A 22,330-nucleotide genomic window follows, 5' to 3' on the forward strand; every position below is an offset into this window, starting at 1 on the left:
AGGTTAGGGGTCGTGGGCACCGACCATGGGTTGCGGGGACTGGATGCGCCCCGTTCATCCATATAGGACGAATGAGGCCGGTAGAACCTGAAGGGGAAGATGAAAGCAAATGTTTCGCAGTTGCTTTCAGCCTGGCGCCGGCGGCTTGTCCGAGGGCTTCCGTAAGCGCCTGATGGCTATGCAAAAAACCGATCGGCCAAGGTGCGACCGGAAGTCGCTGTCCGGTTAATTTTCACGATGTGTCGTCCGTTTCACATGAATGACCGAGCCCCGCGCTCGTTGCCCATGTGCACGGAAGAAGACCGATGAACGCAGAAGATTCCCTCAAGCTCGCCCGCCGCTTTATCGAACTACCCGTTGAGAAGCGTCGGGTCTTCCTCGAAACCCTGCGAGGGGAGGGAATCGATTTCTCGCTGTTCCCGATTCCGGCCGGCGTGTCTTCGGCCGAGCGCGACCGCCTGTCCTACGCCCAGCAGCGCATGTGGTTCCTCTGGCACCTGGAGCCACAGAGTGGCGCCTACAACCTGCCCAGCGCGGTGCGCCTGAACGGACCGCTGGATCGCCAAGCGCTGGAGCGCGCCTTCGCCAGCCTGGTGCAGCGTCATGAAACCCTGCGTACGGTGTTCCCGCGCGGCGCCGACGACAGCCTCGCGCAGGCGCCCCTGCAACGCCCGCTGGAGGTTGCCTTCGAGGATTGCAGCGGCCTGCCCGAGGCCGAGCAGGAAGCCCGCCTGCGCGAGGAGGCGCAGCGCGAGTCGTTGCAGCCGTTCGACCTGTGCGAGGGGCCGTTGCTGCGGGTCCGCCTGATCCGCCTGGGCGAGGAGCGGCATGTGCTGCTGTTGACCCTGCATCACATCGTGTCCGACGGCTGGTCGATGAACGTGCTGATCGAAGAATTCAGTCGTTTCTACAGTGCCTATGCGACTGGCGCGGAGCCCGGCCTGCCGGCCTTGCCGATCCAGTACGCCGATTACGCCCTGTGGCAGCGCAGCTGGCTGGAGGCCGGTGAGCAGGAGCGCCAGCTGGAGTACTGGCGCGGCAAGCTCGGCGAGCGGCATCCGGTCCTGGAGTTGCCGACCGACCACCCGCGTCCGGCGGTTCCCAGCTACCGTGGCAGCCGTTACGAGTTCAGCATCGAGCCGGCCCTGGCCGAGGCCCTGCGCGGCACCGCCCGACGCCAGGGGCTGACCCTGTTCATGCTGTTGCTCGGCGGCTTCAATATCCTCCTGCAACGCTATAGCGGGCAGACCGACCTGCGGGTCGGCGTCCCCATCGCCAACCGCAACCGCGCCGAGGTGGAAGGGCTGATCGGCCTGTTCGTCAACACCCAGGTGCTGCGCTCGGTATTCGACGGCCGCACGTCGGTGGCGACCCTGCTGGCCGGGCTCAAGGACACCGTGCTTGGCGCCCAGGCCCATCAGGATCTGCCGTTCGAACGCCTGGTCGAGGCGTTCAAGGTCGAGCGCAGCCTGAGCCACAGCCCGCTGTTCCAGGTGATGTACAACCACCAGCCGCTGGTGGCCGACATCGAGGCGCTGGACAGCGTGGCCGGCCTGAGCTTCGGCCAGCTCGACTGGAAGAGCCGTACCACCCAGTTCGACCTGAGCCTGGATACCTACGAGAAGGGCGGCCGCCTGTACGCCGCGCTGACCTACGCGACCGACCTGTTCGAGGCGCGGACCGTCGAGCGCATGGCGCGGCATTGGCAGAACCTGCTGCGCGGCATGCTGGAGAACCCGCAGGCCAGCGTCGACTCGCTGCCGATGCTCGATGCCGAGGAGCGCTACCAGTTGCTGGAAGGCTGGAACGCCACTGCTGCCGAGTACCCGCTGCAACGCGGCGTGCACCGGTTGTTCGAGGAGCAGGTCGAGCGCACGCCGACGGCGCCGGCGCTGGCCTTCGGCGAGGAGCGCCTGGACTACGCCGAGCTGAACCGCCGGGCCAACCGCCTGGCGCATGCCCTGATCGAGCGCGGGATCGGCGCGGACCGCCTGGTGGGCGTGGCCATGGAACGTTCCATCGAGATGGTCGTGGCCCTGATGGCGATCCTCAAGGCCGGCGGCGCCTACGTGCCGGTGGACCCGGAGTATCCCGAGGAGCGCCAGGCCTACATGCTGGAGGACAGCGGCGTGCAGCTGCTGCTCAGCCAGTCGCACCTGAAGCTGCCGCTGGCGCAAGGTGTGCAACGGATCGACCTGGACCAGGCCGATGCCTGGCTGGAAAACCATGCCGAGAACAATCCGGGGATCGAGCTGAACGGCGAGAATCTTGCCTATGTCATCTACACCTCCGGCTCCACCGGCAAGCCCAAGGGCGCCGGCAACCGCCATTCGGCGCTGAGCAACCGTTTGTGCTGGATGCAGCAGGCCTATGGCCTGGGCGTCGGTGACACGGTGTTGCAGAAAACCCCGTTCAGCTTCGACGTGTCGGTCTGGGAGTTCTTCTGGCCGCTGATGAGCGGGGCGCGTTTGGTGGTGGCCGCGCCGGGCGACCATCGCGACCCGGCGAAGCTGGTGAAGCTGATCAACCGCGAAGGGGTCGATACGCTGCACTTCGTGCCGTCGATGCTGCAGGCCTTCCTGCAGGATGAAGACGTCGCCTCCTGCACCAGCCTGAAACGCATCGTTTGCAGCGGCGAGGCGTTGCCGGCGGACGCGCAGCAGCAGGTGTTCGCCAAGCTGCCGCAGGCCGGCCTCTATAACCTCTATGGCCCGACCGAGGCGGCCATCGACGTCACCCACTGGACCTGCGTGGAGGAGGGCAAGGACGCGGTGCCGATCGGCCGGCCGATCGCCAACCTGGCCTGCTACATCCTCGATGGCAACCTGGAGCCGGTGCCGGTGGGCGTGCTCGGCGAGCTGTACCTGGCCGGTCGGGGCCTGGCCCGTGGCTACCACCAGCGTCCGGGGCTGACTGCCGAGCGTTTCGTCGCCAGCCCGTTCGTGGCTGGGGAGCGGATGTACCGCACCGGCGATTTGGCGCGCTACCGCGCCGACGGGGTGATCGAGTACGCCGGGCGGATCGACCACCAGGTGAAGCTGCGCGGCTTGCGCATCGAGCTGGGCGAGATCGAGGCGCGCCTGCTGGAGCATCCGCGGGTGCGCGAGGCGGCGGTGCTGGCGGTGGACGGCAGGCAGTTGGTCGGCTACGTGGTGCTGGAGAGCGAGGGCGGCGACTGGCGCGAAGCGCTGGCCGCGCACCTGGCGACAAGCCTGCCGGAATACATGGTGCCGGCGCAGTGGCTGGCGCTGGAGCGGATGCCGCTGAGTCCGAACGGCAAGCTGGATCGCAAGGCGCTACCGGCGCCTGAAGTAAGCGTGGCGCAGGCAGGCTACAGCGCACCGCGCAACGCAGTGGAGCGAACCCTGGCGGAAATCTGGCAGGACCTGCTGGGCGTCGAGCGGGTCGGCCTGGACGACAACTTCTTCAGCCTCGGCGGCGACTCGATCGTCTCGATCCAGGTAGTCAGCCGTGCGCGCCAGGCCGGATTGCAACTGAGCCCGCGCGACCTGTTCCAGCACCAGAACATCCGCAGCCTGGCCCTGGCGGCCAAGGCGGGTGCGGCGACGGCGGAACAGGGTCCGGCAAGCGGCGAGGTGGCGCTGGCGCCGGTACAGCGCTGGTTCTTCGAGCAGTCGATTCCCAACCGCCAGCACTGGAACCAGTCTCTCTTGTTGCAGGCGCGCCAGCCGCTCGACGGCGACCGGCTGGGGCGTGCCCTGGAACGCCTGCAGGCGCAGCACGATGCCCTGCGCCTGCGTTTCCGCGAAGAGCGCGGCGCCTGGCACCAGGCCTACGCCGAGCAGGCCGGCGAGCCGCTGTGGCGCCGGCAGGCGGGGTCCGAGGAGGTGTTGCTGGCGCTTTGCGAAGAAGCCCAGCGCAGCCTCGACCTCGAACAGGGGCCGCTGCTGCGTGCGCTGCTGGTGGACATGGCCGACGGCAGCCAGCGCCTGCTGCTGGTCATCCACCACCTGGCGGTGGACGGGGTGTCCTGGCGCATCCTGCTGGAAGACCTGCAGCGTCTCTATGCCGACCTCGACGCCGATCTCGGGCCGCGTAGCAGTTCCTACCAGGCCTGGAGCCGGCACCTGCACGAACAGGCCGGCGCGCGCCTGGACGAACTCGACTACTGGCAGGCGCAACTGCACGACGCTCCGCATGCGCTGCCATGCGAAAACCCGCACGGCGCCCTGGAAAACCGCCATGAGCGCAAGCTCGTCCTGACCCTGGACGCCGAGCGTACCCGGCAGTTGCTGCAGGAAGCCCCGGCGGCCTACCGGACCCAGGTCAACGACCTGCTGCTGACCGCCCTGGCCCGCGCGACCTGCCGCTGGAGCGGCGACGCCAGCGTGCTGGTGCAGCTCGAAGGGCACGGCCGCGAGGACCTCGGCGAGGCCATCGAGCTGAGCCGCACGGTGGGCTGGTTCACCAGCCTGTTCCCGCTGCGCCTGACCCCGGCCGCGGACCTCGGCGAGTCGCTGAAGGCGATCAAGGAGCAACTGCGCGGCGTGCCGGACAAGGGTGTCGGCTACGGCCTGCTGCGCTACCTGGCTGGAGAGGAGGCTGCGACCCGCCTGGCCGCACTGCCGCAGCCGCGGATCACCTTCAATTACCTGGGCCGGTTCGACCGTCAGTTCGATGGAGCGGCGCTGCTGGTACCGGCCACGGAAAGCGCCGGCGCCGCCCAGGATCCGTGCGCCCCGCTGGCCAACTGGTTGAGCATCGAAGGCCAGGTCTACGGCGGCGAGCTGAGCCTGCACTGGAGCTTCAGCCGGGAAATGTTCGCCGAGGCGACCGTCCAGCGCCTGGTCGATGACTACGCGCGGGAGCTGCACGCGCTGATCGAGCATTGTCTCGACCCGCGGCATCGGGGCGTGACGCCGTCGGACTTCCCGCTGGCCGGGCTTTCCCAGACGCAGCTCGATGGATTGTCCTTGGATCCTGATTCGGTGCGGGACATCTATCCGTTGTCGCCGATGCAGCAGGGCATGCTGTTTCACAGTCTTCATGGAGCGGAAGGCGACTATGTCAACCAATTGCGCATGGATATCGGCGGACTGGACCCGGATCGCTTCCGCGCAGCCTGGCAGGCCACCCTCGATGCCCATGAGATCCTGCGCAGCGGATTCCTCTGGAAGGACGGCTGGCCTCAGCCGTTGCAGGTGGTATTCGAGCAGGCGACGCTGGAGCTGCGGCTGGCCCTGCCAGGCAGTGATCCGCAACGGCAGGCAGAGGCTGAGCGCGAAGCCGGTTTCGACCCGGCCAGGGCGCCATTGCAACGCTTGGTGTTGGTGCCGCTGGCGAATGGGCGGATGCACCTCATCTATACCTATCACCACATCCTGATGGATGGCTGGAGCAACGCCCAACTGCTTGCCGAGGTACTGCAGCGCTATGCGGGGCAGGAGGTAGCCGCTACCGTTGGGCGCTACCGCGACTACATCGGTTGGTTGCAGAGCCGCGATGCGAAGGCAACCGAGTCCTTCTGGCGCGATCGGCTGGCCTCCCTGGAGATGCCGACACGCCTGGCGCGTCAGGCGAGGACGGAGCAGACTGGCCAGGGTGAGCATCTGCGCGAACTGGATCCGCAGACGACCCGCCAACTGGCGTCCTTCGCCCAAGGTCAGAAGGTCACGCTCAACACCTTGGTGCAAGCGGCCTGGGCGCTGCTCCTGCAGCGGCACTGCGGGCAGGAGACGGTAGCCTTCGGCGCCACCGTGGCCGGACGGCCGGCGGAACTGCCAGGCATCGAGGCGCAGATCGGTCTGTTTATCAATACCCTGCCGGTGATCGCCGCGCCGCAGCCACAGCAGAGCGTCGCGGACTACCTGCAGGGGATGCAGGCGCTCAACCTGGCGCTGCGCGAACACGAGCATACGCCTCTGTACGACATCCAGCGCTGGGCCGGGCATGGCGGCGAGGCTCTGTTCGATAGCATCCTGGTGTTCGAGAACTTCCCCGTGGCCGAGGCTCTGCGCCAGGCTCCCGCCGATCTGGAGTTCTCCACGCCAAGCAACCACGAGCAGACCAACTACCCCCTGACGCTGGGTGTCACCCTGGGTGAGCGCCTGAGCCTGCAGTACGTCTATGCGCGGCGCGATTTCGACGCAGCGGACATCGCCGAACTGGACCGTCATCTGCTGCATCTGCTGCAGCGGATGGCCGAGACCCCCCAGGCAGCGCTGGGCGAGCTGGCCCTGCTCGACGCCGGGGAACGCCAGGAGGCGCTGCGGGATTGGCAGGCACCGCTCGAGGCGCTGCCGCGCGGCGGCGTCGCGGCGGCCTTCGCGCATCAGGCAGCGTCGGCGCCTGAGGCGATCGCGCTGGTATGCGGCGACGAGTATCTCAGCTATGCCGAACTGGATATGCGCGCCGAGCGTCTGGCGCGTGGCCTGCGGGCGCGCGGCGTGGCCGCGGAAGCGCTGGTGGCGATCGCTGCCGAGCGCTCCTTCGACCTGGTCGTCGGCCTGCTGGGTATCCTCAAGGCCGGTGCCGGCTACCTGCCGCTGGATCCGAACTACCCCGCGGAGCGCCTGGCGTACATGTTGCGCGACAGCGGCGCGCGCTGGCTGATCTGCCAGGAAACCCTGGCGGAGCGGCTGCCCTGCCCGGCAGAGGTCGAGCGGCTGCCGCTGGAGACCGCCGCCTGGCCGGCGAGTGCAGATACGCGGCCGCTGCCGGAGGTAGCTGGCGAGACGCTGGCCTACGTGATCTATACGTCCGGCTCGACCGGCCAGCCAAAAGGAGTGGCGGTCAGCCAGGCGGCGCTCGTCGCGCACTGCCAGGCGGCAGCACGCACCTACGGCGTCGGCCCTGGCGACTGCCAACTGCAGTTCGCCTCGATCAGTTTCGATGCCGCTGCCGAACAACTCTTCGTACCTCTGCTGGCAGGAGCCCGGGTCCTGCTCGGCGACGCTGGACAGTGGAGCGCGCAACATCTGGCGGATGAGGTGGAGCGGCACGCGGTGACTATCCTCGATCTACCGCCGGCTTATCTTCAGCAACAGGCGGAGGAGTTGCGCCACGCCGGCCGCCGGATCGCGGTACGCGCCTGTATCCTCGGCGGCGAAGCCTGGGACGCCAGCCTGCTGACCCAGCAGGCGGTGCAGGCTGAAGCCTGGTTCAACGCCTACGGTCCCACCGAGGCGGTGATCACTCCGCTGGCCTGGCACTGTCGGACGCAAGAGGGCGGCGCTCCCGCTATCGGCCGCGCGCTCGGTGCGCGCCGGGCCTGCATACTGGACGCAGCCCTGCAGCCATGTGCGCCGGGGATGATCGGCGAGCTGTACATCGGCGGCCAGTGCCTGGCTCGTGGCTACCTGGGCCGCCCCGGCCAGACCGCCGAGCGTTTCGTGGCCGATCCGTTCTCAGGTTCGGGCGAGCGCCTGTATCGCACCGGGGACCTGGCGCGTTATCGCGTCGACGGTCAGGTCGAATATCTCGGCCGCGCCGATCAGCAGATCAAGATCCGTGGTTTCCGCATCGAGATCGGCGAAATCGAGAGCCAACTGCTTGCACACCCGTATGTGGCGGAAGCAGCGGTCGTGGCGCTGGATGGCGTCGGTGGTCCGCTGCTGGCGGCCTACCTGGTGGGGCGTGACGCTATGCGGGGTGAGGACCTTCTGGCGGAGCTGCGCACCTGGCTGGCCGGACGCTTGCCTGCGTACATGCAACCGACGGCTTGGCAGGTGCTGTCCAGCTTGCCGCTGAACGCCAACGGCAAGCTGGATCGCAAGGCGCTGCCGAAGGTGGACGCGGCTGCCCGCCGCCAGGCCGGAGAGCCTCCGCGGGAGGGGCTCGAACGTTCGGTCGCAGCGATCTGGGAGGCGCTGCTCGGTGTCGAGGGCATCGCCCGCGATGAGCACTTCTTCGAACTCGGCGGTCACTCCCTCAGCGCCACCCGGGTGGTCTCGCGCCTGCGCCAGGATCTGGAACTGGACGTACCCTTGCGCATCCTGTTCGAGCGGCCGGTCCTGGCAGACTTCGCCGCTTCCCTGGAGTCCCAGGCGGCGAGCGCTGCCCCTGTGCTGCAAGTATTGCCGCGAGTCGCCGAGCTGCCTTTGTCGCATGCTCAGCAACGCATGTGGTTCCTCTGGAAACTGGAGCCTGAAAGCGCGGCCTATCATCTCCCCAGCGTACTGCACGTGCGTGGCGTCCTGGACCGGGCAGCGTTGCAGCAGGCCTTCGATTGGCTGATGCTGCGCCACGAGACCTTGCGCACCCGCTTCGAGGAGGTCGACGGTCAGGCGCGCCAGACGATCCTGGCGAACATGCCGTTGCGCATTGTCCTGGAGGATTGCGCCGGGGCGAGCGAAGCAACGTTGCGCCAGCGGGTGGCCGAGGAAATCCGCCAGCCATTCGACCTGGCTCGTGGGCCGCTGCTGCGCGTGCGTCTGCTGGCGCTGGCTGGGCAGGAGCATGTGTTGGTCATCACCCAGCACCATATCGTGTCCGACGGTTGGTCGATGCAGGTGATGGTCGACGAACTGCTCCAGGCCTATGCCGCGGCGCGCCGCGGCGAACAACCGACGCTGGCGCCATTGACGCTGCAGTACGCCGACTATGCTGCCTGGCATCGCGCCTGGCTGGACAGCGGCGAGGGCGCGCGGCAGCTGGATTACTGGCGTGAGCGCCTGGGCGCCGAGCAGCCGGTCCTGGAACTGCCCGCCGACCGGGTGCGCCCGGCCCAGGCCAGCGGACGCGGGCAGCGTCTGGACATGGCGCTGCCGGTGCCATTATCGGAGGAGCTGCTGGCCTGCGCCCGGCGGGAGGGTGTCACCCCGTTCATGCTTCTGTTGGCCTCGTTCCAGGTGCTGTTGAAGCGCTATAGCGGGCAGTCGGACATTCGCGTCGGGGTACCTATCGCCAACCGCAACCGCGCCGAGGTCGAGCGCCTGATCGGCTTCTTCGTCAATACCCAGGTGCTGCGTTGCCAGGTCGATGCTGGCCTGGCTTTCCGCGATCTACTGGGCCGCGTGCGCGAGGCGGCGCTGGGCGCGCAGGCGCACCAGGATCTGCCGTTCGAGCAATTGGTCGATGCCTTGCAGCCCGAACGCAATCTCAGCCACAGCCCGTTGTTCCAGGTGATGTATAACCACCAGAGCGGCGAGCGGCAGGATGCCCAAGTCGATGGTTTGCACATCGAGAGTTTTGCCTGGGACGGTGCTGCCGCACAGTTCGATCTTGCCCTCGATACCTGGGAAACCCCGGACGGCCTTGGGGCGGCGCTGACCTACGCGACCGACCTGTTCGAGGCGCGGACCGTCGAGCGCATGGCGCGGCATTGGCAGAATCTGCTGCGCGGCATGCTGGAAAACCCGCAGGCCAGCGTCGACTCGCTGCCGATGCTCGATGCCGAGGAGCGTGGCCAGTTGCTGGAAGGCTGGAACGCCACTGCGGCCGAGTACCCGCTGCAACGCGGCGTGCACCGGTTGTTCGAGGAGCAGGTCGAGCGCACGCCGACGGCGCCGGCGCTGGCCTTCGGCGAGGAGCGCCTGGACTACGCCGAGCTGAACCGCCGGGCCAACCGCCTGGCGCATGCCCTGATCGAGCGCGGGGTCGGTGCGGACCGCCTGGTGGGCGTGGCCATGGAGCGCTCCATCGAGATGGTCGTGGCCCTGATGGCGATCCTCAAGGCCGGCGGCGCCTACGTGCCGGTGGACCCGGAGTATCCCGAGGAGCGCCAGGCCTACATGCTGGAGGACAGCGGCGTGGAGCTGCTGCTCAGCCAGTCGCACCTGAAGCTGCCGCTGGCGCAAGGCGTGCAGCGGATCGACCTGGATCGCGGTGCGCCCTGGTTCGAGGATTACAGTGAGGCGAACCCGGATATTCATCTCGATGGCGAGAACCTCGCCTATGTCATCTACACCTCCGGTTCCACCGGTAAGCCCAAGGGCGCCGGCAACCGCCATTCGGCGCTGAGCAACCGCTTGTGCTGGATGCAGCAGGCCTATGGGCTGGGCGTCGGCGACACGGTGTTGCAGAAGACCCCGTTCAGCTTCGACGTGTCGGTCTGGGAGTTCTTCTGGCCGTTGATGAGCGGGGCGCGTTTGGTGGTGGCCGCGCCGGGCGACCATCGCGACCCGGCGAAGCTGGTGGCGCTGATCAACCGCGAAGGGGTCGACACGCTGCACTTCGTGCCGTCGATGCTGCAGGCCTTCCTGCAGGACGAAGACGTCGTCTCCTGCACCAGCCTGAAACGCATCGTTTGCAGCGGCGAGGCGCTGTCGGCGGACGCCCAGCAGCAGGTGTTCGCCAAGCTGCCGCAGGCCGGCCTCTATAACCTCTATGGCCCGACCGAGGCGGCCATCGACGTCACCCACTGGAGCTGCGTGGAGGAGGGCAAGGACGCGGTGCCGATCGGCCGGCCGATCGCCAACCTGGGCTGCTACATCCTCGATGGCAACCTGGAGCCGGTGCCGGTGGGCGTGCTCGGCGAGCTGTACCTGGCCGGTCGGGGCCTGGCTCGTGGCTACCACCAGCGTCCGGGGCTGACTGCCGAGCGTTTCGTCGCCAGCCCGTTCGTGGCTGGGGAGCGGATGTACCGCACCGGCGACCTGGCGCGCTACCGCGCCGATGGGGTGATCGAGTACGCCGGGCGGATCGACCACCAGGTGAAGCTGCGCGGCCTGCGCATCGAGCTGGGCGAGATCGAGGCGCGCCTGCTGGAGCATCCGTGGGTGCGCGAGGCGGCGGTGCTGGCGGTGGACGGCAGGCAGTTGGTCGGCTACGTGGTGCTGGAGAGCGAGGGCGGCGACTGGCGCGAAGCGCTGGCCGCGCACCTGGCGGCGAGCCTGCCGGAATACATGGTGCCGGCGCAGTGGCTGGCGCTGGAGCGGATGCCGCTGAGTCCGAACGGCAAGCTGGATCGCAAGGCGTTGCCGCGACCGCAAGCTGCTGCGGGGCAGACGCATGTTGCGCCGCAGAATGAAATGGAGCGACGTATCGCGGCCGTCTGGGCGGACGTGCTGAAGCTGGAGGAGGTGGGCGCCACCGACAACTTCTTTGCCCTGGGTGGCGATTCCATCGTTTCGATCCAGGTGGTGAGTCGATGCCGTGCGGCGGGCATCCAGTTCACTCCGAAGGACCTGTTCCAACAACAGACCGTACAGGGGCTGGCGCGAGTCGCCCGCGTAGGGGCTGCGGTGCAAATGGAGCAGGGGCCTGTGAGCGGCGAGACGGTGTTGTTGCCGTTCCAGCGGTTGTTCTTCGAACAGCCGATTCCCAATCGCCAGCACTGGAACCAGTCATTGCTGTTGAAGCCGCGCGAGGCCCTGAATGCGAAGGCACTCGAAGCGGCCTTGCAGGCCCTGGTCGAACATCACGACGCATTGCGTCTGCGCTTCCATGAAACGGACGGAACCTGGCATGCCGAACATGCCGAAGCAACGCTGGGCGGTGCGCTGCTCTGGCGTGCCGAGGCGGTGGACCGACAAGCGCTGGAGTCGCTCTGCGAGGAGTCGCAGCGCAGCCTGGACCTGGCCGACGGCCCACTGTTGCGGAGCCTGTTGGTGGATATGGCCGACGGCGGCCAGCGTCTGTTGTTGGTGATCCACCATCTGGTGGTGGACGGGGTGTCCTGGCGCATTCTGCTGGAGGATTTGCAAAGGGCTTACCAGCAGAGCCTCCGTGGAGAAGCTCCGCGGCTGCCTGGCAAGACCAGCCCGTTCAAGGCCTGGGCCGGCCGAGTGAGCGAGCATGCCCGTGGTGAGTCGATGAAGGCGCAGTTGCAGTTTTGGCGCGAGCTGCTGGAAGGTGCGCCGGCCGAGCTTCCGTGCGAGCATCCGCAAGGCGCTCTGGAGCAGCGTTTCGCCACCTCCGTGCAGAGTCGCTTCGACCGCAGCTTGACCGAACGCCTGCTGAAGCAGGCGCCGGCAGCCTACCGTACCCAGGTCAACGATCTTCTGCTGACCGCCCTGGCGCGAGTGGTCTGCCGTTGGAGCGGCGCCTCTTCAAGCCTGGTACAGCTGGAAGGGCATGGGCGCGAGGAGCTGTTCGCCGATATCGACCTGAGTCGCACCGTCGGTTGGTTCACCAGTTTGTTCCCGGTGCGCCTGAGCCCGGTCGCGGATCTTGGCGAGTCCCTGAAGGCGATCAAGGAACAGTTGCGTGCGATTCCCGACAAGGGCCTGGGTTATGGCTTGCTGCGCTATCTGGCTGGAGAGGAAAGTGCCCGGGTCCTGGCGGGGTTGCCGCAGGCGCGGATCACTTTCAATTACCTGGGCCAGTTCGACGCTCAGTTCGACGAGATGGCTCTGCTGGACCCGGCTGGCGAAAGCGCGGGGGCAGAGATGGACCCCGGCGCTCCGCTGGACAACTGGCTGAGTCTCAATGGCCGGGTGTTCGACGGTGAACTGAGCATCGACTGGAGCTTCAGCTCGCAGATGTTCGGCGAGGACCAGGTGCGTCGCCTGGCCGATGACTATGTGGCTGAGCTGACGGCGCTGGTCGACTTCTGCTGCGATTCGCCACGGCATGGCGCGACGCCTTCCGATTTCCCGCTGGCGGGGTTGGACCAGGCGCGTCTGGATGCCCTGCCGGTCGCGCTGGAAGAGGTCGAGGACATCTATCCGCTGTCACCCATGCAGCAGGGCATGCTGTTCCATTCGCTGTACGAGCAGGCATCGAGCGACTACATCAATCAGATGCGTGTGGATGTGTCCGGCCTCGATATCCCGCGCTTCCGCGCAGCCTGGCAGTCCGCCCTGGACCGGCACGCGATCCTGCGCAGTGGTTTCGCCTGGCAGGGGGAGCTGCAGCAGCCCTTGCAGATCGTCTATCGACAGCGCCAGTTGCCCTTCGCCGAAGAGGACCTGAGCCAGGCGGCGAATCGGGACGCCGCGCTGCTCGCGCTGGCTGCGGCCGAGCGCGAACGCGGTTTCGAACTGCAGCGTGCGCCACTGTTGCGGCTGCTGTTGGTGAAGACTGCCGAAGGTGAGCATCACCTGATCTACACCCATCATCACATCCTGCTGGACGGATGGAGCAATGCCCAGTTGCTCAGCGAGGTGCTGGAGTCCTATGCCGGACGCTCGCCGGAGCAGCTCCGGGATGGCCGCTATAGCGACTACATCGCCTGGTTGCAGCGGCAGGACGCGGCAGCTACCGAGGCATTCTGGCGCGAGCAGATGGCGGCTCTGGACGAGCCGACGCGATTGGTCGAGGCACTGGCTCAGCCGGGACTGACATCGGCCAACGGCGTCGGAGAGCACCTGCGTGAGGTGGACGCAACGGCTACCGCGCGGCTCCGGGATTTCGCCCGGCGCCACCAGGTCACTCTCAATACCCTGGTCCAGGCGGGCTGGGCGCTGCTCCTGCAACGCTATACCGGACAACACACCGTGGTCTTCGGCGCCACCGTCTCCGGGCGCCCTGCCGATCTGCCGGGTGTCGAGAACCAGGTCGGGTTGTTCATCAATACCTTGCCGGTGGTGATAACGCTGGCTCCACAGATGACCCTCGACGAACTGCTGCAGGGGCTGCAACGGCAGAACCTGGCGTTGCGCGAACAGGAGCACACGCCTCTGTTCGAGCTGCAGCGCTGGGCGGGGTTCGGCGGCGAGGCGGTTTTCGACAACCTGTTGGTGTTCGAAAACTACCCGGTGGACGAGGTGCTCGAACGGTCCTCCGCTGGAGGCGTGCGTTTCGGTGCCGTAGCGATGCACGAGCAGACCAACTATCCGCTGGCCCTGGCGCTGGGTGGCGGGGATAGCTTGTCACTGCAATTCAGCTACGATCGCGGACTGTTCCCGGCCGCTACGATCGAGCGCCTGGGTCGCCACCTGACGACTCTGCTGGAGGCATTCGCCGAACATCCGCAGCGACGTCTGGTCGATCTGCAGATGCTCGAGAAGGCGGAGCTTAGCGCTATCGGCGCTATCTGGAACCGCAGCGATTCGGGCTATCCGGCAACGCCGCTGGTACACCAGCGAGTGGCCGAGCGGGCGCGTATGGCGCCGGATGCGGTGGCGGTGATCTTCGACGAGGAAAAGCTCACCTACGCCGAGCTGGATAGCCGGGCCAACCGCCTGGCACATGCGTTGATCGCCCGAGGCGTCGGCCCCGAAGTGCGTGTGGCGATCGCCATGCAGCGCAGCGCGGAGATCATGGTGGCGTTCCTGGCGGTACTGAAGGCCGGCGGCGCCTACGTGCCGCTGGACATCGAATACCCGCGCGAGCGCCTGCTGTACATGATGCAGGACAGTCGCGCGCACCTGCTGCTGACCCATAGCCACCTGCTGGAGCGTCTGCCGATCCCCGAGGGGTTGTCCTGCCTGTCCGTGGATCGCGAGGAGGAGTGGGTCGGCTTCCCCGCCCATGATCCAGCGGTGGCGCTGCACGGCGACAACCTGGCCTATGTGATCTACACCTCCGGCTCCACCGGCATGCCCAAGGGCGTGGCGGTGTCCCACGGTCCGCTGATCGCCCATATCGTGGCTACCGGCGAGCGCTACGAGATGACCCCGGAGGACTGCGAGCTGCACTTCATGTCGTTCGCCTTCGACGGTTCCCACGAAGGCTGGATGCACCCGTTGATCAACGGTGCGCGGGTGCTGATCCGCGACGACAGCCTGTGGCTGCCGGAACGGACCTACGCCGAGATGCATCGCCACGGGGTAACGGTGGGGGTGTTCCCGCCGGTGTACCTGCAGCAACTGGCCGAGCATGCCGAGCGCGACGGCAATCCGCCGCCGGTACGGGTGTATTGCTTCGGCGGCGACGCGGTGGCGCAGGCCAGCTATGACCTGGCGTGGCGGGCGCTGAAGCCGAAGTACCTGTTCAACGGCTACGGCCCGACCGAGACGGTGGTGACGCCGCTGCTGTGGAAAGCGCGAGCGGGCGATGCCTGCGGCGCGGCCTACATGCCGATCGGTACGCTGCTGGGCAACCGTAGCGGCTACATCCTCGACGGGCAGTTGAACCTGCTGCCGGTAGGCGTGGCGGGCGAACTGTACCTGGGCGGGGAAGGGGTGGCGCGTGGCTACCTGGAGCGTCCGGCGCTGACCGCCGAGCGTTTCGTGCCGGATCCCTTTGGCGCGCCGGGCAGCCGGCTGTACCGCAGCGGCGACCTGACCCGTGGGCGTGCGGATGGGGTGGTGGACTACCTCGGACGGGTGGACCACCAGGTGAAGATCCGAGGCTTCCGCATCGAACTGGGAGAGATCGAGGCGCGCCTGCGCGAGCATCCGGCGGTGCGCGAGGCGGTGGTGGTGGCCCAGCCGGGTGCGGTGGGCCAGCAGTTGGTGGGCTACGTGGTGGCGCAGGCGTCGGCGGTCGCGGATTCGCCGGAAGCGCAGGCGGAGTGCCGGGCGCAGTTGAAGACGGCGCTGCGCGAGCGCCTGCCGGAATACATGGTGCCGTCGCACCTGTTGTTCCTGGCGCGGATGCCGCTGACGCCGAACGGCAAGCTGGACCGCAAGGGCCTGCCACAGCCGGATGCGAGCCTGCTGCAGCAGGTCTACGTGGCGCCGCGAAGCGATCTGGAGCAACAGGTCGCGGGGATCTGGGCGGAGGTCCTGCAATTGCAACAGGTCGGGCTCGACGACAACTTCTTCGAGCTTGGCGGCCACTCGTTGCTGGCGATCCAGGTGACTGCCCGGATGCAGAGCGAGGTCGGCGTGGAGCTGCCGCTGGCGGCGCTGTTCCAGACCGAGTCGCTGCAAGCCTATGCCGAGCTTGCCGCAGCGCAGACTTCCAGCAATGACACCGATTTCGATGACCTTCGTGAATTCATGAGCGAACTAGAGGCGATCTGACCCATGCTTTCCAATCCAAATCTGGACCTCGTGTCCCGCTTCGTTCGCCTGCCTCTGGCGCAGCAGAAATTGTTCTATCAGCGTGTCCAGGCCAAGGGCATGAGCTTCGCCCGCCTGCCGATCCCGCAGACTCGCCAGGAGATGGACAACCTGCCGCTGTCCTATGCCCAAGAGCGGCAGTGGTTCCTCTGGCAGCTGGAGCCGGAGAGTTCCGCCTACCACATTCCTACCGCCCTGCGCCTGCGCGGCAGGTTGGACATTGCGTCCTTGCAGCGCAGCTTCGCGGCGCTCGTCGAGCGGCACGAAAGCCTGCGCACGCGGATCGCGCGGATGGGTGATGAATGGGTGCAGGTCGTCTCCGCCGACGTCTCGCTGGCGCTCGAAGTCGAAGTGCAACGGGGACTCGACGAACAGCGATTGCTGGAGCGGGTCGAGGCGGAGATCGCACGACCCTTCGATCTCGAACAGGGACCGTTACTGCGGGTGACTTTGCTGGAGGTGGACGCCGACGAGCATGTGCTGGTCATGGTCCAGCACCATATCGTCTCCGACGGTTGGTCGATGCAATTGATGGTCGAGGAACTGGTCCAGCTCTATGCCGCCTATAGCCAAGGGCTCGACGTGGTGTTGCCGGCCCTGCCGATCCAGTACGCGGACTACGCCCTGTGGCAGCGCAGCTGGATGGAGGCGGGGGAAAAGGAGCGCCAGTTGGCGTACTGGACCGGCCTGCTGGGCGGCGAGCAGCCGGTGATCGAGTTGCCCCTCGATCACCCGCGGCAGCCGCTGCGCAGCTATCGTGGAGCGCAATTGGACCTGGAGCTGGAGCCACACCTGGCCCTTGCCTTGAAACAGCTGGTTCAGCGCAAGGGTGTGACCATGTTCATGCTGTTGCTGGCTTCCTTCCAGGCGCTGTTGCATCGCTATAGCGGACAGGCGGATATCCGTGTCGGCGTGCCGATCGCCAACCGTAACCGGGTTGAAACCGAGCGGCTGATCGGTTTCTTCGTCAACACCCAGGTGCTCAAGGCCGACATCAATGGCCGGATGGGTTTCGACGAGTTGCTGGCCCAGGCCCGCCAGCGCGCGTTGGAGGCACAGGCTCACCAGGACCTGCCGTTCGAGCAACTGGTGGAGGCTTTGCAGCCGGAACGCAGCCTCGGCCACAACCCGTTGTTCCAGGTCATGTTCAATCACCAGGCCGACTCTCGTTCGGCCAACCAGGGCGTGCAACTGCCAGGCCTGTCGCTGGAGCGGATGGAGTGGCGGAGCAGCTCCGTGGCCTTCGACCTGACGCTGGACGTGCACGAGGCCGAGGACGGTATCTGGGCATCGTTCGGCTATGCCACGGATCTGTTCGAGGCCTCGACCGTCGAGCGCCTGGCTCGGCACTGGCAGAATCTCCTGCGCGGCATCGTGGCCGAACCGGGCCGGCCGGTCGCCGAGTTGCCGCTGTTGCTGGACGAGGAGCGCGATTGCCTGTTGCGGGCCTGGGCAGAGAACGCCGACGAGGGTGGGTTGCCGCCCCTGGTCCAGTTGCAGATCCAGGAGCAGGCCCGTCTGCGTCCGCAGGCGCAAGCACTGGCGCTGGAGGGGCAGGCCTTGAGCTACGCCGAGCTCAACGCCCGCGCCAATCGTCTGGCTCACTGCCTGATAGCGCGTGGCGTCGGTCCCGATGTGCTGGTGGGAATCGCCGTCGAGCGCTCGCTGGACATGGTGGTCGGTCTGCTGGCGATTCTCAAGGCCGGTGGTGCCTATGTGCCGCTGGACCCGACCTATCCGCAGGACCGTTTGCGTCACATGCTCGAGGACAGCGCCGTCGGCCTGTTGCTCAGCCAGGAGCATTTGCTGCCCGGGCTGCCTTTGCACGAAGGGCTGGAGGTGCTCTCCATCGACCGCCTGGAACGGGACGCATCGGTGTCTACGGATGATCCGGTGGTGAACCTGCGGCCGGAGAACCTGGCCTATGTGATCTACACCTCCGGCTCCACCGGAAAACCCAAGGGCGTGGCCATCAGCCATGCGGCGCTTGCGCAGTTCTCGCGTATCGCCAGTGGTTATTCCGCGCTCACCCCGGAGGATCGGATATTGCAGTTCGCCACCCTGAGCTTCGACGGCTTCGTCGAACAGCTCTATCCGGCGCTGACCCGTGGTGCCTGCGTGGTCCTGCGTGGCGGCGACCTCTGGGATACCGGTGAGCTGTATCGGCAGATAGTCGAGCAGGGCGTGACCCTTGCCGACCTGCCCACGGCGTACTGGAACCTGTTCCTGCTCGATGCCCTGGCCGAGCCACGGCGTTCCTACGGTGCCTTGCGGCAGATCCACATCGGTGGCGAAGCCATGCCACTGGAGGGGCCGAAGCTCTGGCGGCAAGCCGGCATGGGCCGGGTGAGGTTGCTCAATACCTATGGACCGACCGAGGCCACGGTGGTGTCCAGCGTCTTCGATTGTTCCGCCGAGAACGCCCGGGTGGGCAATGCCAGTCCTATCGGCCAGGCGCTACCCGGCCGTACGTTGCTGGTGCTGGATGAACATCTCGGCCTACTGCCCGTAGGGGCGGTAGGCGAGCTTTATATCGCCAGCCGTGCCGGGCTGGCCCGTGCCTACCACGATCGGCCCGGCTTGACCGCCGAGCGCTTCTTGCCCGACCCCTTCGGCGAACCGGGCTCGAGGCTCTACCGGACCGGCGACCTGGCGCGCCGACGCGGTGACGGCGTGATCGAGTACATGGGGCGTGCCGACCATCAGGTGAAGATCCGCGGCTTCCGCATCGAGCTGGGGGAGGTCGAAGCCCGCCTCATGGACTTGGAGGGAATACGCGAAGCGGCGGCTCTTGCGCTGGACGGTCAACTGGTGGCCTACCTGGTGGCTGAGGGGGGCGAGGACGAGACTCGCCAGCCGGCTTTGCGCGAGCGTATCCGCACAGCGCTACGGGCCTCGCTACCGGACTACATGGTGCCCTCGCACCTGCTGTTCCTCGAGCGGATGCCGCTCAGTCCAAATGGCAAGCTGGACCGTCGGGCGCTGCCGAAGCCGGATGCCGGCCTGATGCAACACGAACACATGGCGCCGGCGAGCGCGCTGGAGAAAGACGTGGCCGCGATATGGGGCGAGTTGCTGGGCGTCGAACGGGTCGGCCTTACCGACAACTTCTTCGAATTGGGCGGACACTCGCTGCTGGCGACGCGCCTGGTCTCGCGGATTCGCCAGGATCTCGGTATCGAAGTCAGCCTGAAGAGCCTTTTCGAGCAGCCGGTCCTGCAGGGATTCGTCGAGAGCCTGGGCGAGAAACCGGCGGAGGTTCCGCCGATCATGCCCGTTACCCGCGAGCAGCCGCTGCCGTTGTCCTATGCACAGGAGCGCCAGTGGTTCCTCTGGCAATTGGAACCGGAGAGCGCGGCCTATCACATTCCCGCCGCCCTGCGCTTGCGCGGCGGCCTCGATGTCGTCGCGCTACAGCGCAGTTTCGAGCGCCTCGCACAGCGTCACGAGTCGTTGCGTACCCGCTTCCGCCAGGAAGGCCTGCGTACCGTTCAGGTGGTGGACGCCGATGGGCAGTTGCAGGTTTCCCGGCATAACCTGGCGAATGTCGATGACGCGTCGCTCAGGGCGGCAGTCGAAGCGGAGATGGCCAGGCCCTTCGACCTACGGACGGATGCGTTGCTGCGGATCAGTCTGTTCGAAGTGGCTCCGAATGACCATGTGCTGGTCATGGTCCAGCACCATATCGTCTCCGACGGTTGGTCGATGCAGTTGATGGTCGAAGAGCTGGTCCAGCTCTATGCCGCCTACAGCCAGGGGCGCGAAGCGGCCCTGCCGGCGCTGCCGATACAGTATCCGGACTATGCCGTCTGGCAGCGCGAATGGATGGAGGCCGGAGAGAGGGAGCGCCAGTTGGCGTACTGGATCGGCCTGCTGGGTGGCGAACAGCCGGTGCTGGAGCTGCCGTTCGATCGTCCCCGTCCTGCGGAGCAGAGCTTTCGCGGCGCGCGGCTGGAGTTTGAACTCGGCGCGGAGCGGGCCAGGCGGCTGAAGGCGCTTGCCCAACGGCAGGGTGCGAGTACCTTCATGTTGCTGCTGGCATCGTTCCAGGCGCTGCTGTATCGCTACAGCGGTCAGTCGGATATCCGTGTCGGCGTGCCGGTCGCCAATCGCAACCGGGTCGAAACCGAGCGACTGATCGGGTTCTTCGTCAACACCCAGGTGCTCAAGGCCGACATCGATGGGCAGATGGGGTTCGACCGATTGCTGCACCAGGTTCGCCAGCGCTCGCTGGAGGCGCAGGCGCACCAGGACTTGCCGTTCGAGCAACTGGTGGAAGCCTTGCAACCGGAGCGCAGTCTCAGCCACAGCCCGCTGTTCCAGGTGCTATTCAACTACCAGGCGGAGCGGGGCGAGCACGGCTTGCCGGAAGTCGCGGGACTGAGCATCGAAGAGCAGGCGTGGGAAAGCCATACGGCGCAGTTCGACCTGGTGCTGGATACCTGTGAGTCCGAGTCGGACATCTGGGCGGCGCTGGTCTATGCGACCGATCTATTCGATGCTTCGACCGCAGAGCGCCTGGTACGGCATTGGCAGAACCTGCTGGATGCGATCCTGGCGATGCCTGACGCTCGCCTGGGAGAGCTGGACATGCTCGACCGCGAGGAGCGCGAAGTCATCGGGCAGCTCTGGAACCGCAGCGGCTCGGGCTATCCGGCAACGCCGCTGGTACACCAGCGAGTGGCCGAGCGGGCGTGTATGGCGCCGGATGCGGTGGCGGTGATCTTCGACGAGGAAAAGCTCACCTACGCCGAGCTGGATAGCCGGGCCAACCGCCTGGCCCATGCGTTGATCGCCCGAGGCGTTGGCCCCGAGGTGCGGGTGGCGATCGCCATGCAGCGCAGTGCGGAGATCATGGTGGCGTTCCTGGCGGTACTGAAGGCCGGCGGCGCCTACGTGCCGCTGGATATCGAATACCCGCGCGAGCGCCTGCTGTACATGATGCAGGACAGTCGCGCGCACCTGCTGCTGACCCATAGCCACCTGCTGGAGCGTCTGCCGATCCCCGAGGGGTTGTCCTGCCTCTCCGTGGATCGCGAGGAGGAGTGGGCCGGCTTCCCCGCCCATGATCCAGAGGTGGCGCTGCACGGCGACAACCTGGCCTATGTGATCTACACCTCCGGCTCCACCGGCATGCCCAAGGGCGTGGCGGTGTCCCATGGTCCGTTGATCGCCCATATCGTGGCTACCGGCGAGCGCTACGAGATGACCCCGGAGGACTGCGAGCTGCACTTCATGTCGTTCGCCTTCGACGGTTCCCACGAAGGCTGGATGCACCCGTTGATCAACGGTGCGCGGGTGCTGATCCGCGACGACAGCCTGTGGCTGCCGGAACGGACCTACGCCGAGATGCATCGCCACGGGGTAACGGTGGGGGTGTTCCCGCCGGTGTACCTGCAGCAACTGGCCGAGCATGCCGAGCGCGACGGCAATCCGCCGCCGGTACGGGTCTATTGCTTCGGCGGCGACGCGGTGGCGCAGGCCAGCTATGACCTGGCGTGGCGGGCGCTGAAACCGAAGTACCTGTTCAACGGCTACGGCCCGACCGAGACGGTGGTGACGCCGCTGCTGTGGAAAGCACGGGCGGGCGATGCCTGCGGCGCGGCCTACATGCCGATCGGTACGCTGCTGGGCAACCGTAGCGGCTACATCCTCGACGGGCAGTTGAACCTGCTGCCGGTAGGCGTGGCGGGCGAACTGTACCTGGGCGGGGAAGGGGTGGCGCGTGGCTACCTGGAGCGTCCGGCGCTGACCGCCGAGCGTTTCGTGCCGGATCCCTTTGGCGCGCCGGGCAGCCGGCTGTACCGCAGCGGCGACCTGACTCGTGGGCGTGCGGATGGGGTGGTGGACTACCTCGGACGGGTGGACCACCAGGTGAAGATCCGAGGCTTCCGCATCGAACTGGGAGAGATCGAGGCGCGCCTGCGCGAGCATCCGGCGGTGCGCGAGGCGGTGGTGGTGGCCCAGCCGGGCGCGGTGGGCCAGCAGTTGGTGGGCTACGTGGTGGCGCAGGAGCCGGCGGTCGCGGATTCGCCGGAAGCGCAGGCGGAGTGCCGGGCGCAGTTGAAGACGGCGCTGCGCGAGCGCCTGCCGGAATACATGGTGCCATCGCACCTGTTGTTCCTGGCGCGGATGCCGCTGACGCCGAACGGCAAGCTGGACCGCAAGGGCCTGCCGCAGCCGGATGCGAGCCTGTTGCAGCAGGTCTACGTGGCGCCGCGAAGCGATCTGGAGCAACAGGTCGCGGGGATCTGGGCGGAGGTCCTGCAATTGCAACAGGTCGGGCTCGACGACAACTTCTTCGAACTCGGCGGCCACTCGTTGCTGGCCACCCAGGTCATTGGCCGCCTACGCGAACGACTGCACCTGGAGGTGCCGATCAAGTCGATGTTCACCGCGGAGACACTGGGTGAGTTCTGCCACGGCGTCGAGACCCTCAAGGGCGAGAGCGCGCCGGTGGAAGATGCCCTGGCTAAATCCCTGGAGGCGCTCAAACGTCTATCTGCCGATGAACTTGAAAAACTGATTTCCTAAGA

2 protein-coding genes are annotated in these 22,330 nt (G+C 66.8%); both read left to right on the forward strand.

All coding sequences use genetic code 11. The annotated features are described in order from the left end of the window. The first annotated feature begins 305 nt into the window (after window positions 1-305). On the forward strand, window positions 306-15,755 hold the full coding sequence (locus tag FHW81_RS16135) for a non-ribosomal peptide synthetase (protein WP_271017648.1): 15,450 nt from the start codon (window positions 306-308) through the stop codon (window positions 15,753-15,755). A gap of 99 nt (window positions 15,756-15,854) precedes the next feature. Further along, window positions 15,855-22,328: a non-ribosomal peptide synthetase gene (locus FHW81_RS16140; protein ID WP_079760265.1), complete on the forward strand. Its 6,474-nt coding sequence runs from the start codon at window positions 15,855-15,857 to the stop codon at window positions 22,326-22,328. The last annotated feature ends 2 nt before the right edge of the window (window positions 22,329-22,330 follow it).

The sequence above is a fragment of the Pseudomonas sp. RC10-4-2 genome, from assembly GCF_050433085.1.
Lineage (GTDB): Bacteria > Pseudomonadota > Gammaproteobacteria > Pseudomonadales > Pseudomonadaceae > Pseudomonas > Pseudomonas aeruginosa.